This is a genomic window from Fulvivirga maritima, from assembly GCF_021389955.1.
In the GTDB taxonomy this organism is placed as follows: Bacteria; Bacteroidota; Bacteroidia; order Cytophagales; family Cyclobacteriaceae; genus Fulvivirga; species Fulvivirga maritima.
Window position 1 is genome coordinate 5,502,722 of record NZ_CP089980.1, and the last position, 13,754, is coordinate 5,516,475.

Sequence of the window (13,754 nt, forward strand, 5' to 3'; positions counted from 1 at the left end):
TATTGTTTCAAAACATTACAAAATGCCGTATATAATCATTTTTAAAGAATTTTATTTCCTTTTATTAATTTTTTCGGTATTTAATTTTATATAACTGCATATCACAATCAAATTAAAAAGCCATTTGATTTTCAACGCTTTATAGTGATCTTTTTTGAAGAATAATTGATGCCGCCTCTATGGCTGGTGCAGCATATTTATCTGGTGCAGCAATCACTTCTTGAAGCTTTTCGGTAGGCCAGCTTTCATAGGTATTTAGTAACTCTTGTTTCCGTTTGGCAGCATGTGATTGTTCCCTTCTTTTTTCCTTATCTGTTAGTTCGTTAGACCTAAGACGAGGGATAGAGACTTCAATCTGCCGATGGTTAACAGCCAAGATTTCCAGCAACTCCACAGGATGGAAGGAAAAGCTAGTAACCATAAAAATTTTTTCGCCGGTAATAATCCTCAAATAGGCATATTTATTAAATGCACTATTAGCTCTATCACAATAAACCAGCTCATATTTAGGTTTGCTCTTATGTATTTGAAATAACTTACCTGCCTTATTAATCTTTAATATTTTATCCTCTTGTGAATATTCAATTGTTTGATCATGGTCATTCTTCCAATACCGATACCTTAATAACTCTTCAGGTAAAATTATAAAGCCAAGAATGGCTAGAAGCAATAAGGTTATAGGAATGACCATTATATCCATAACAAAGAAAGGAATAAGCAGAGGAAGAAATAAAATCCAAACTTTACGCCAAAGTTTGCTCTTGCTAAACTCATTTTTAATCTGGATACTTACTTTCTCATCATAATCATCGGGCAATTCATATAACTCTAATGTCTCCTCAATAGTACCATTATAAAAATCTGCCAGAAGTTGTTCTATAAACACTCCTTCTGGTCGCATTTCCGGATCATTACTCAAGAATAATTGACCACAACGATCTCCATTGCGATAAAACAGGCTGAAGCCATGACTATCTTTTGAATATATTGAAACACACAGATGCTCTGATTCGAAGAAATAAATTGCAGGAATGGTATATGTAAAATCATCCTCTTTAGCAGCACTAACTTTTGCATACTGCTCTTCCCACGGAAAATCATGAAACAATTTCAATGCCCCCTCCAGATCGACCTCAACATCAGTCATTTCTATAAAATCAGGATCAAAATCATGGTACTGATAGCCAAAAGTGGTCTTTTTCATGAAAGTTAAGTGAGTTGAATAGTATTGTTAAAACTTTAAATATCTTATTTTATAATTAATCCAGGCGACCTCTTTTTTGCCTCATAAGCATATTTACGCAGCACTGCAAAGATGCATTCGAACAGCAAACAAAACTTAGAAAGCTTCAAACAATAAGAAACATATCTTATTCTGAAATATTAAAATTGAAAGTTACATACTCAAACTGCGTAGAGGGACCAGAACCATCTGAGCCGGTTGCTAGTTGTATTTGGACATGGTCAATTCCTACATATCCAGCCTCAGGCTGATACCGGTAGATAATTTGCATAGCAGAGTCTCTATCTATTTCGCTAATAGAAAAATGACTGGCTTGGTTTATGATTTCACCCCCTTCTTCATCTCCCGAATTTCCTGAATTGAATACATAAACTTCATTCATAGTCAGATCGACATCAATAACTCTAGTCTGCAGATCAGCATCATCATCTCCACAAGAAATAAAGATTAAAGAAAGTATTATTAAAGCAAATGGAATTTTCATAAAAGAGAATTAAGTATACTGCCCCAAAGTATACATAAAAATGACATAGCCCAAGTTTATGGAGCTATTATTAAATTATTCAATGATTTTCTAATCCGCTATCTGGCCCACATTGGCATCTGTGCTTAGGTGCACAAGAGCCATCTTTAAAGCCTGACTGGCCATAGCACTTTCCTTTAAATGTAGAGAAGCCTTTAAATGAATCTGAGCATTATAACAGTCACCATTTTCTAACTCGGCAACACCCAAAAAGGCCAGACAAAGTGCCATATCATCTACCTCATGAGCCAGACCATGAGCATCTCTAAAGTAGCTAGTCGCCTTTTCAAACTGGTTTAGTTTAAAGTAAGACCAACCTGCATTCCAAAAAAGTCTCCAATCATCAGACTTTTTGAGTACTTCATAAGGTAATACCTTGATCACCTTTTTCCACTGCTGATTGCTCATCAGTTTCTTAGTACGTTCGTAAATATTTTCTATAGCCAACTTATTATGAGAGGGTTATGTTTTAAAGCATTTTATACCTATGACAACTTTAGATATGATACTATAACAATATCCTGTAAATAAAATTTAAGAAAATGCAGGTAAAATGAAAATTATTTTCAAATGCCATTTTAAAGTATCTAAATCAAAGAATTAGCTCATATCTATTGTAGATAGATATCTAAAAATCTGCCTTAGCACTTATTAATATAAATATGATTAGATATGTAACAGGCTACCAAATATTGAGCTGACTTCGCAAAACCGGCTCCGCTCCATAGTCTATATTGAAACCTTTCATCATATTGAAACTCAGATGGTGAGTGCACCTCATTAATCTCACCATTTTTCTTATTGATTTCTGCTAAAAAATACTGTCCATCATCATTTTTGGCTAGGACTAAAAGGTCCTCATCAACCATTATTAGCTGATCGATATGATAAGGTTGTGTCCTGCCCCAACTGGTTCAGGGTAATAAAAAAACTTAGCGCATACGTTCGCTTGTGCCACTAAATTATAAATTTGACTAAAAACAAACCTCAAACCGCCATCCCGGCGGTAACGAAGTGGAGAGCCGGGACCTCACTGATCAGTACTACTGACTGAGCAGTTAGATTCCTGATATCATTCCGCTATGCTGCATGATTCAGGAATGACGCCCTACCCTATCTGGTAATTACGAGGAAGGTATGAGGAAGTAATCTCGGGACTATGGAATACAGGCTGCAATGGACTGTAGTAGTAACTTAGAGATGGCTTCGCTGGATTCGCAATAACCAGTATAATTATACGTAACACAATCATTATCGTCATCCCGGCCGTAACGGAGTGAAGAGCCGGGATCTCTCTGATCAAGTACTGCTAACTGAGCAGTGAAGTGGTTTTAATACCGTGTCGGAGAAACTAGTGATTCTTAGAAAGTTCTTAGGAGCAGACTTCACACAACTAGATAACTGAAATCAAAAATAGGCACAAGTGGACACTTGCGCCAGTTTGAGGATGAATAAGCGCAAAGCTAGATCACTGATGATGAACTGCTGACCATGTTCTCTAAAACTGAAACACTCAATGAAGCTGACCGTAATTGTGTAAAGTCTCTCATTAAATCTTTCCTCTTTCAAAAGGACATGCAGCAACAATTGGCACAATAAAAAAAAACCTACATCTCTGCAAGGCTTATCTATTTCTTATGTCATTTCACGAAAGTAACTTCCTCGCTTGTAGGTATTATAATCCTCTAAAGCTATAATCAAACGCATCAGTCATACATACACTTTCTAATTTTAAATGGCCTTCTTTTAGTATCATATTGTAGCACTGCGCTTGTTTATCAGGTTGTTTTGAATAAAGATTAAGTGTAACATAAGCTCTCCTATCATCCAAAATTGATCTTTTGATTTCTATTAGATATGATGAAGTATCTTGCAAGCTAACAAACTCTTCCAGTGATATCTTTTCAAGATCATAAAGCTCCTTATTCTCTAAAGGATAGCATGAGAACGGCTTTAATAATGGCCTATCCGTATCTGAAGTTAAATTACTCCAAGAACATATTGAGTCTAGGATATAGAATTTTTGATTATCAAAATCAGAAACAGCAAACACATCAATTAGAAATGGATCTTTCTGAAAAGGCTTATGCTCCGAGGGGTTTAGCAAAACCTCATCTATCAAGAAGTTTACTGCCTCAATTTCCAATTTATGAGTCTCGACTTTAGATTCAGGAGTACAGGCTTGAATCATAAAAAGAAACATTGCCACTGATAAAAGACGCTTAGTTACCATATACATAATTCTTAAAGCGTACTGCTTGGTTGTAAAGTTTTTCTCTTGAGGAATTACTGGATCCAAAAGGAAAGTAAAAATCGAAATTAATTAAATTTGCCCCCGTCCCTGCAGAATTAAATGTAACCCTAACAAAACTATCCATAGTCATCACTGTCATACCACTGAATTTATTTTCAGCGTCTTTGTAGGAGTAAACCCAATCAGACCCACTTTTTTCATACCTTAATTGATATCCTGCATTTACCTTAACCCCTATTTCAAACTTCCTATTCTGAGTTGTAAGTCCAAGAAATCTATCAGCAATGTTATTACTAATTGTATTAGGTAAGAAAACATCCTCAAAATAAAGGGTTTTTTTGTTTTCTTTCATCCATAATGATGCATCTCTCAACTGATTTGCAATTTCTGAAAATGATGCCGTACTAAAATCAATAGGACCATGACCCCCCCCATTCTGAGCAACACCACTTCCTAAATCACCCCACCAATCAGGAAATTCTCCATTTCTAGCGGCCTCAATGGTTATGGAAGGTGCTAGTAAAGTTTCTATGCCGTAAGCTGAATACATAAATAAGGCATTCTCAATATTGGTTGTTCCTGTATAAGAGTAACAAAATCAAGCCATTCTACTACAGAAAAGGATACAAAATGAATATCTGATGATTTCTGATTTTATAACCACCGGAACCGGTTTGAATCTAAACAATAATTGCTTAAATCGATAAAGATTTGTGGTTTAATACTGTCTCAAAGACTCAGAGACACACGTTGGCATTGGAAACTGGGTAGGCAGAGACCGCGAGCAATTGTATCCTCCTAATAGAACTATCTTTTGATCTCTATATTATCTTAAGACGGCTCAACCATCTCTAAATTGATTAAAGCCAGAATAATTGAAATATATAATAAACCTATTATTGTATTAATTAATGCTTTGTACTTTTTGGCAATTAAATCACCTCCTGTATTCGTCATTACAAACCATGGAAAAAAGACTTCTAATTCTGTTAAATGAAAATCCCAAAATGCTTCTGAATTAAACTTATCGACTTTGCTAAAATGGATTTTATCTTGAGACTTAAATTTATTTAATCTTATAAGCAACTTTCTATGGAGGATTTTCTTGAGGTATGCTAGGGTTGAGCACCACAAAATAAATAACAACGCCTTTTCTAAAAACATAAATAATTGAACTATAATACCCTAACCTCAATATAATCAGCCCCAATGCCGAATAAATCAGAGGCTATTTTTATATAATTCAGGGTGCGAATTGCTTTAATTATAGATGTAAATATAGATAAATTATACCGCTTCCAAATAGCGACAACATGCTACAAAACGGACTTGAATATTAACCTGGCTCCGCCCGCTATAACCAGTTGTTGAAAGTATAAACTAACATCATACCATCATCCCGGCCGGAGCGAAGTGGAGAGCCGGGATCTTACTGGTCAGGTAGTGCTAGCTGAACAGTAGGATATAAAGAATCAGTTTGAGTCAAGGCCAATTATAAACGAGATCTATAAGGAGGCTTAGCCCAACCCTTTTCAGGAATTTTTAAATGCTCAGGTAACTCATAATCTAAATAAATTTGACTATTATTTGGCCTTTCATATGAAAACTTCACCAAATATCTACCTCCAGGAACCTTGGCCTCGTAAGCGTAAGAAGTACTACTTTTATATTCTACTCCATTAACGACATAAGTATAGGCTACGCTTCTTCCTCCCTTGGCTGTAAGATAGAGTCTTGGAGTAATTCCAATTGTATATGCTGGGTAACTCCTAATAGACTTTCTCTTTACATAACCTTTGTACCATCCAAATAAAAGCATCAAGAATACTAGAATAATAAATCCGTATTTCCTCAAAACATTAATATATTTTCTCTGTAAAATTAGAACTTATTGATACATATGCATCAGTATAAACACCAGATCCAAAAAGAGCTTCGTAAATAAGATTTCACTTAAGAGATACCACTAATACATCCTGCGTTCGGACTAGTTACGGCTTCGCTCACGCACTCCCGTATCACCTCCCCCTTGATGCAATAATTAGCAAAAACACTCTTATTTCCAACATCAGATACTGCTAATAATTGACTGTTGAGAGACTTGGGAGGCAATTAGTCCCGATCGTCTACATTTCGACACGGCTCAATGTGACTCGACTGTGGTTTCATCTTGCTGTACTGTCGTGAGGTGAAAGAAGTTTGAAAAATAGGCCTTTCTCAAGTCCTTAGTGGCGGTTTATAACTATGAAATGCTTCAGTGAGCGGAAGACCTCACAGCAAGAAAGAGTTTTTTGTTACTTTTTTGATCGATTGTAAAAAAGTAAGAAACCTCAGCTATGAAATGCAGACAGTGGATTAACCAAGCAAACAGCTGTATGAAAAGCTTTACTTAAACCAATAAATAGATCTCTCCTGCCGTCGAGATGACCCTGATTTTTAGGAAGTAGATCATGAATCAGTACCGATCGTCTACACTTCGACGCGGCTCAATGTGACTCGATTGTGGTTTCATCTTGCTGTACTGTCGTGAGGTGAAAGAAGTTTGAAAAATAGGCCTTTCTCAAGTACTTAGTGGCAGTTCATAACCATGAAATGCTTCAGTGAGTGGAAGACCTCACAGCAAGAAAGAGTTTTTTGTTACTTTTTTGATCGATTGCAAAAAGGTAAGAAACCTCAGCTATGAAATGCAGACAGTGGATTAAGCAAGCAAACAGCTGTATGAAAAGCTTTACTTAAACCAATAAATAGATCTCTCCTGCCGTCGAGATGACCCTGATTTTTAGGAAGTAGATCATGAATCAGTACCGATCGTCTACACTTCGACGCGGCTCAATGTGACTCGATTGTGGTTTCATCTTGCTGTACTGTCGTGAGGTGAAAGAAGTTTGAAAAATAGGCCTTTCTTAAATCCTTAGCTTTATTGAAGATTTCTGCACAAAGGCTTAGTAAGTATACTTGATAATAATAAAAAAGCCCCTGAAATTTCTCTCAGGGACTTTTCCTCACTTCAATATAATTAACCAATTATTTCTTGCTGATAATAGCAGCCCAGCCGCCACCTTTGGCCATATGCAGGGTTACTTTCTTATTATCAGATAGTGTTTTTTGTTCTTTTTTATAGTCTTCAGCGTACTTTTCGGCGTTTATACCATCTTTCATCAGTTCTATAGTATAGTTTCCATCTTCCAAAAAGCTTAAGTCCAGCTCCATATCTCGGGCTGATGAATTGGTCATAGCTCCAATATACCATTTGTCGCCACTTCTGCGAGCTATTGCTATGTACTCTCCTATTTTACCTTCAAGCACTTTAGTTTCATCCCACGCAGCAGGAAATTGAGCAATAAAGCTGGTAGTTTCTTTATCTTCAAGATAAGCTGAAGGCGCATCGCACAGCATTTGTAAAGGGCTTTCATACACAGCATACATGGCTACTTGATGGCAACGAGTTCCTATGCTCATAGGTCTGTCAAAAGAGACGTGGTAGTTAAGAGGTTGGGCATTAGCCATTGCTCCGGGAGTAAAGTCCATAGGTCCGGCTACCATGCGAGTAAACGGCAAAGTGACCGTATGCTCTGGCGTAATTTGTTCGCTCCATTTATTGTTTTCATTACCTAAAACCCCTTCATAAGTCATTACGTTAGGGTATGCTCTCCTTAAACCAGCCGGCTTAAATGCACCATGAAAATCAACCATCAGCTCATTTTCAGCAGCAATTTTAGCAATGCGTTCATAGCTATTTACCATATACTGATCTGCTCGCTGCATAAAATCGACCTTAATACCTTTAACTCCCCACTGATGGTACAAGCTTAATATTCCTTCAATATTCTTATCTAAAGGATGCCATAATAACCAGAGAATAAGATTTACATTTTTACTTTTAGCATATGAAACTAACTCTGGTATGTCAATATCAGGGTTAGACTCCATCACTTCGGTAGTAGTTTTGGTCCATCCTTCATCCAGAATAACGTACTCTAAGCCGTATTCAGAAGCAAAATCGATATAATATTTATAAGTCTGTGTATTAATGCCTGACTCAAAATCAACTCCATAGATGTTGTTAGCGTTATACCAATCCCAGGCAATACGGCCGGGCTTTATCCAGTCGGTACTTTTAAGGGTATTAGGTCTTGAGAGTTGCATTACCAAATTGCTCTTCACAAAATCACGATCATCATCACTGATGACAAATACTCTCCATGGAAATGATCTGGAGCCTGTGGTTTCGGCAATATAATCGGCCTGCTTTACAAATTCCTCTGACCTATCTGATCTGCCTTTTAAAGGTCTGGTTTCAAGAACTACAGGTGCAGCCGAAGCTTCAAAACCACCTGTAGTCTTTTTCTCCAGAAACAAACAAGGGTAATCATACAGATCGGCCTCCGTTAAGAGCACTGCCGCTCCATCTTTGGCATCGAACCGTACGGGCATAGCGCAGAAATCACCAGCAGGTATAGTATCTATAGCCTGATAAATGAACTCCTGCTCAAAATGAGAATACATGCTTTTTTCCTTAGGGAAATAAGAAGTAGAGCCTTCCGGAAAATCAAGATCCAGCTGCTCATTATAAACCTGAATATTCTTCTTGCCTAATGCTGTTATAAATCGGTAAGCCACGCCATCATTATAAACTCTAAACTCAAGGCTAAACTTCTCCTTAAATTTTAAAATGAGTTCATTATAAGCGGCCGTCACTTCTTTGTCTTTACTAGAAACTACAAATGAGGTAGTCTCTTCTTTTGAATTGATGCTATTGGACTTTAGCCGAGCATCTTTTCCGAGCACTTTGCCAGAACCTAAGTCCAGTGCAATAGTGGCATTTTTTACGGTGAGCTTGTTTTTATGCTTCACCTGAAATGAAATCTGATCACCATGGGTCACCTGTAATTGCAGGTCTCCATCGGGTGATTTTACATCAAAACTTTGCTGTGCCTGAGCTGCAGACACCAGTAGTAGTAGCGTTATTATGAAAGAAAAACGAGTCATAAGTTATATTTTAGTTAGTATGCTAAAATTAGCCTAATACTATAAAAATCTACAATAAAGTACCATCAATCTTACTTATTCCAATCAGGTGTTTTTTCACCCTGAAGCTTTCTGATAAAGAAATCTCTTCGCTTTCTCTCTCCATACTCTCCACCCAAAGTATGATTCATACCTGGCAACACTACTAATTCGAATTCCTTATCTGCCTTAATCAGTGCATCAACCAATTGCATGGTAGAAGAAGGGTCCACATTATCATCCATTTCTCCCAGAATAAGCATGAGCTGAGACTGCAGCTTATCGGCATTTTCAATAGCCGAGTTTTCAATATACTCCTGCCCTGTCGGATACCCCATCCAGAGCTCATTCCACCAGATTTTATCCATACGGTTATCATAACAACCGCAAGCAGCCACTCCCGCTTTATAAAATTCAGGATATTGCAATAAACCGTTTACAGTACTCTGCCCACCTGCGGAACCTCCGTAAAGCCCTACCCTATCAATATCCATGTAAGGGTATTTTTCAGCGGCCTCTTTTATCCATTTCATTCTATCAGGGAAGCCCGAGTCCTTGAGGTTCTTATAGCACACTTCACCAAAAGCCTTAGAACGGTTTCCGGTACCCATGCCATCTAGCTGAACTACTATAAAGCCCAGCTCAGCTAACCCTGAAAACCAATATGAAGTAGTAAAGTCTTTTGGTACATAGTTAGAGCCGGGGCCTGCATATATGTACTCTATTACCGGGTATGACTTATTAGGATCGAAATTAGTAGGTCTGTAAATAATACCCCAAATATCCGTTTTTCCATCTCTGGCTGTGGTAGTAAAAACTTCTGGAGCCTTCCAGTTTTTAGCCGTTAATTCGCTTATATCAGCCTCCTCCAGTTTTTTAATCACTTTACCGCTTTCTCCATCTCTAAGAACGAGAACCGGAGCCATATCTACTCTGCTGTAACGATCTATGATGTGCTTTTTATCAGGCGAAAGCCAGGTATGATGGTTAGCATTCTCAGTTGTAAGGTCTTTAAAGTGCTTTCCATTAATATTTACTGTGCAAAGATGAATCTGATATGGATCTTCTCCCTTTTTTCAAGCCCGAAGCTTCAAACCAGATTTGTCCTGTTTCCTGATCAATATCTACCACATTACGCACAAGCCATTCACCTTTAGTGATTTGCTTCTGTTGTTCACCGCTCACTGCATCATACAAATACAAGTGAAACCAACCGTCGCGCTGTGATTTCCAAATAATTTGTTTATCATCGTTATACATCCATTTGCGCAGCTGAGGATATTCTACATAAGTATTGCTGGTTTCTTCAATAAGCACTTTGGTCTTACCTGTAGCAGCATTAACCCGCACTACCTGATACTTCTGATGACCTCTTTCATTAAAATCAAAAATAAAGCCTTTGCTATCTTCCATCCACTGGATGTGAGAAAGGTCAAATTGATTTTCAAAAGGCTGACCATCAACAGCTATTTGCTTTAAAGTTTCAATATCAAATAGTGCAGGCTGCTTAATAGGTACTGCGTCTCCGGGCTTTAGGTATTCCCTTTTGTGCAGCTTAGGTTGTAGTTGATCGTTTGGCGAAGATTCTATTAAATAGAAATACTTTTTCACGTTAGGACGAACCTGATACGTAGCTAATTTTTTAGAATCAGGAGACCAGGCAAGGTAAGAAGAATAGAGATTACCTTCAGCTCCATCAAAACTTAATACTGTTTCTTTACCAGAAGCTTTATCTTTTACTACTACATTATAGTTTTTGATAAAGGCAACCCACTTACCGTCAGGTGAAGTTACAGGATCGTTGCCCAATTCATCTCTGGCTTCTGCCCAGTAGCCCCAGTCAGGCCTTTCGGGTAGTTTTTCTTTAGATAATGATTTATTTTTTAGTCCATAGGTCCATTTAAACCCATCGAGGTGGAATGAAAATGAGGTTAAATCATCTGAAAATTTCTCATTTCTTAGGGGTAGTTTAAAAGGCTTAAAGTCTTTGCTTAAGCTATCATTAAGTTGGGCAGCCAGGTCTTCCTGATTAAGCGGCGTAGACGAGCTTTCCTGCTCCATATCATATACCACATACTCATTACCTTCCTTCCTGTTTATTTTATACCAAAATAAAGAACCATTGAGCCATTCCGGCTCTATTCTGGTACCATAAGCCAGCTTTCCATAACCTGCTACCTCATCAGCATGCTTATAATCCTCACGAGTGGGCTGCGCTTGCAACCCACCCATAAGGAAACATAACAAGAGGCAAAATAAAAATGCTCTTTTCACTTTCACGTTCATTAATCAACTATCCATTCATGAATACCGGCTGAGAATTTTTCAGGAAGCTGTATTTTAAGCTTCACAGCTGTAGCCGTAACCGGATCAAAAGAAACTGCACTCCAGTCATCTTTTACCACAGGATAGTCTGCTTTTATTGTTTTCCAATCTCCATTGCTGGTTTTGTATTGCATTTCCCATGAAGCAGGAATTCTGCACTCACCGAAAGGCTCATCATCAAACCAGTATACTTTAGATGAAGATATAGTTTTAGTACCTTCAAAATCATATTGTACCCACTCAGCTGTACCTTTTTTGGGCCACCAGTGATAGTATGGCCATTCACGGTCACCTGAGTTTTCTGGTAGCAACTGGTCGTTTAGCGCTACCAACATTTTGTTTTCTCTGGAAGCACTCACTTTACTGGTACTTGCAATAGTAGGTGAAGGCAATGGTCTTACACTGCTTTCGTTAACAGGTAACCAAACCATCATTTCACCTGCTCCACGGTTATTCCAGGTGTAATAAGGGATAAGTTCTATCTCTTGTTCCTCACTGTATTCAATACCGCCTTCAAGTTTAGCTTTGGCCGCTTTGGCTTTAGCTTTTACCACTACTACTCCACCTAATTTATCAGCTTCGTACGCACTAGTGAATTCTTGTTTCTCATCAAAAATAAGGTTAAGCACTTTACCTCCTTCAGCATCAGGCCACTCAGCAGCATATACTATTGGCCCTCTTTGGATAGCCATCTTACCTTTATCAGCAGCTACACTATCGCTAGCTTCCACTATGCGCGGAGTCATATCAAAATCAATAGTTACTACATCTCCTTTTGCCCAGCTTTTATTCACTACAGCATAGCCATTATCCATTGTGAAATCTACTTCCTCACCATTCACAGTAATGGAATATTTATCTTCATGACCATCAGCATAGTGATACAGATCTCCAGGGATAACATCATCATTAGCCCAGCCCGGAATACGCATTTTTAAAGCAAACTCTTTTTCAGTAGCAGGATCAAGTTTAATGTTAACCTGCCCTTCCCAGGGGTATTTTGTTTCTTGCTCTACTTTTACACTTTCACCGCCAAGGTCAATATCAGCCGTGTTAGCCATATATAAATTCACATAAATAGAGTTAGGGCCTTTAGCGTAAACATAACCAGGTACTGAAGGTAGTGTACGCGCTACGTTAGGAGGACAACAAGCAGTACCGAACCATGCACCTCTGTTATGCTGACCTAATGATTCCAACACATTTGGGTAGAAAAATCTATCTCCTGTAAGTGATACTCCAGAAAGGAAAGCATTATATAGCGTACGCTCCATCACATCTATATAACGAGCGTCACCATCATAAAGAAACATACGCTCGTTCCAGTTAATGTTACCTACTGAAGCACAAGTCTCACAATAAGCTGACATGTTAGGAAGCTTGTAAGCAGCGTCGAAGCCTTCATTACCTCCACCTGAACCAATACCACCGGTAATGTATATTTTCTTATGTACAAGATCATCCCAAATAGCGTTGAGTGCTGTTAAGTAATCTTTTTCATCATAAAGCGTAGCGATATCCGCCATAGCAGAATACATGTAAGTAGCTCTTACAGCATGACCTACAGGCTCTCTTTGGTCGATCACTTTTTTGTGCGCCTGGCTATATTCTTCACCACCGGGGCCACGTACATCTAGGAAGAACTTGGCTAAGTCTAAATATTCCTTTTTACCTGTAGCATGGTACATTTTCACCAAGCCCATTTCTACTACCTGATGGCCAGGGCCAAACTCTAGTTTTCCGGGGCCAAAATCTTTCACCAACAAATCAGCTGTTTTAGTGGCTATATCCAGAAGAGAAGAATTTCCTGTAGCAGCATAGTGAGCAGCGGCAGCCTCAAATAAGTGACCACAATCATATAGCTCATGGCTACCGTACCATCCTTTAGCAGCGGCAGTCCAACGGGTAGTATCAGCCCATGGGTGTGGGTGCTTAGGATCTATAGTACGGCTGGTATAAATATAACCATCGGGCTCCTGAGCTTTACCTATGTAATAAATTAAGGTATCAACACGAGCTTCTAACTGAGGGTCAGGATGGTTTTGTAATGAATAACTAGCCGCTTCTATAAGCTTGTAGATATCAGTATCATCAAAAGGCATTTGAGTCTGGTATTTACCTTCCATCAGTCCACCCGCAATTTTAAAATTATCAACCCTGCCAGTAGTATAGCATTGTTGAATGGCAATAGGTATAGTTACCTCACGGTTACGGTCTAGCTTCTCTGACCAAAAAGTGTCAGTGATCTTTACTGATGTAAATGGCACATTAGTAATAGGACCTTCTTCTGACTCTTGCGTTTGCTCAGCCACCTTCTTATCACAAGAAGTGAGCAGCATTACGCAGCATAAAGCGATCAGCATTATCCTGGTTACTTTCATTTTTCTTAATCTCAAATTCAT

12 protein-coding genes are annotated in these 13,754 nt (G+C 38.3%); all 12 read right to left on the reverse strand.

Features of this window, described 5'->3' with window-relative positions:
• Window positions 1–139 precede the first annotated feature (139 nt).
• On the reverse strand, window positions 140–1,204 hold the full coding sequence (locus LVD15_RS23155) for a hypothetical protein (RefSeq protein WP_233777562.1): 1,065 nt from the start codon (window positions 1,202–1,204) through the stop codon (window positions 140–142).
• A gap of 166 nt (window positions 1,205–1,370) precedes the next feature.
• Window positions 1,371–1,727 carry a hypothetical protein gene (locus LVD15_RS23160; protein WP_233777563.1) on the reverse strand — a complete coding sequence of 119 codons (357 nt, stop codon included), beginning with the start codon at window positions 1,725–1,727 and terminating at the stop codon, window positions 1,371–1,373.
• A 90-nt stretch (window positions 1,728–1,817) separates the two neighbouring features.
• Window positions 1,818–2,213 (reverse strand): hypothetical protein, encoded by a 396-nt coding sequence (locus LVD15_RS23165; protein ID WP_233777564.1) that lies wholly within the window; start codon window positions 2,211–2,213, stop codon window positions 1,818–1,820.
• A 194-nt stretch (window positions 2,214–2,407) separates the two neighbouring features.
• On the reverse strand, window positions 2,408–2,635 hold the full coding sequence (locus tag LVD15_RS23170; RefSeq protein WP_233777565.1) for a hypothetical protein: 228 nt from the start codon (window positions 2,633–2,635) through the stop codon (window positions 2,408–2,410).
• A gap of 806 nt (window positions 2,636–3,441) precedes the next feature.
• Window positions 3,442–3,999, reverse strand: a complete 558-nt coding sequence (locus LVD15_RS23175) for a hypothetical protein (RefSeq protein WP_233777566.1) — start codon at window positions 3,997–3,999, stop codon at window positions 3,442–3,444.
• The gene (locus tag LVD15_RS23180; RefSeq protein WP_233777567.1) at window positions 3,989–4,570 is read right to left on the reverse strand and encodes a hypothetical protein; all 582 of its coding nucleotides are present in this window, start codon (window positions 4,568–4,570) and stop codon (window positions 3,989–3,991) included. The genes LVD15_RS23175 and LVD15_RS23180 overlap by 11 nt, the downstream gene beginning before the upstream one ends.
• 281 nt (window positions 4,571–4,851) lie before the next feature.
• Window positions 4,852–5,184, reverse strand: a complete 333-nt coding sequence (locus tag LVD15_RS23185) for a hypothetical protein (RefSeq protein ID WP_233777568.1) — start codon at window positions 5,182–5,184, stop codon at window positions 4,852–4,854.
• A 328-nt stretch (window positions 5,185–5,512) separates the two neighbouring features.
• Window positions 5,513–5,842 (reverse strand): hypothetical protein, encoded by a 330-nt coding sequence (locus LVD15_RS23190; protein ID WP_233777569.1) that lies wholly within the window; start codon window positions 5,840–5,842, stop codon window positions 5,513–5,515.
• 1,202 nt (window positions 5,843–7,044) lie between these two features.
• Window positions 7,045–9,009: a glycoside hydrolase family 97 protein gene (locus LVD15_RS23195; RefSeq protein ID WP_233777570.1), complete on the reverse strand. Its 1,965-nt coding sequence runs from the start codon at window positions 9,007–9,009 to the stop codon at window positions 7,045–7,047.
• A 71-nt stretch (window positions 9,010–9,080) separates the two neighbouring features.
• Window positions 9,081–9,953: an alpha/beta hydrolase family protein gene (locus LVD15_RS23200; protein ID WP_233777571.1), complete on the reverse strand. Its 873-nt coding sequence runs from the start codon at window positions 9,951–9,953 to the stop codon at window positions 9,081–9,083.
• A 100-nt stretch (window positions 9,954–10,053) separates the two neighbouring features.
• A complete protein-coding gene (locus LVD15_RS23205; protein ID WP_233777572.1) occupies window positions 10,054–11,301 on the reverse strand; it encodes a DPP IV N-terminal domain-containing protein in 1,248 nt (415 codons plus the stop codon).
• A gap of 11 nt (window positions 11,302–11,312) precedes the next feature.
• Window positions 11,313–13,754, reverse strand: a complete 2,442-nt coding sequence (locus tag LVD15_RS23210; RefSeq protein ID WP_233777573.1) for a glycoside hydrolase family 127 protein — start codon at window positions 13,752–13,754, stop codon at window positions 11,313–11,315.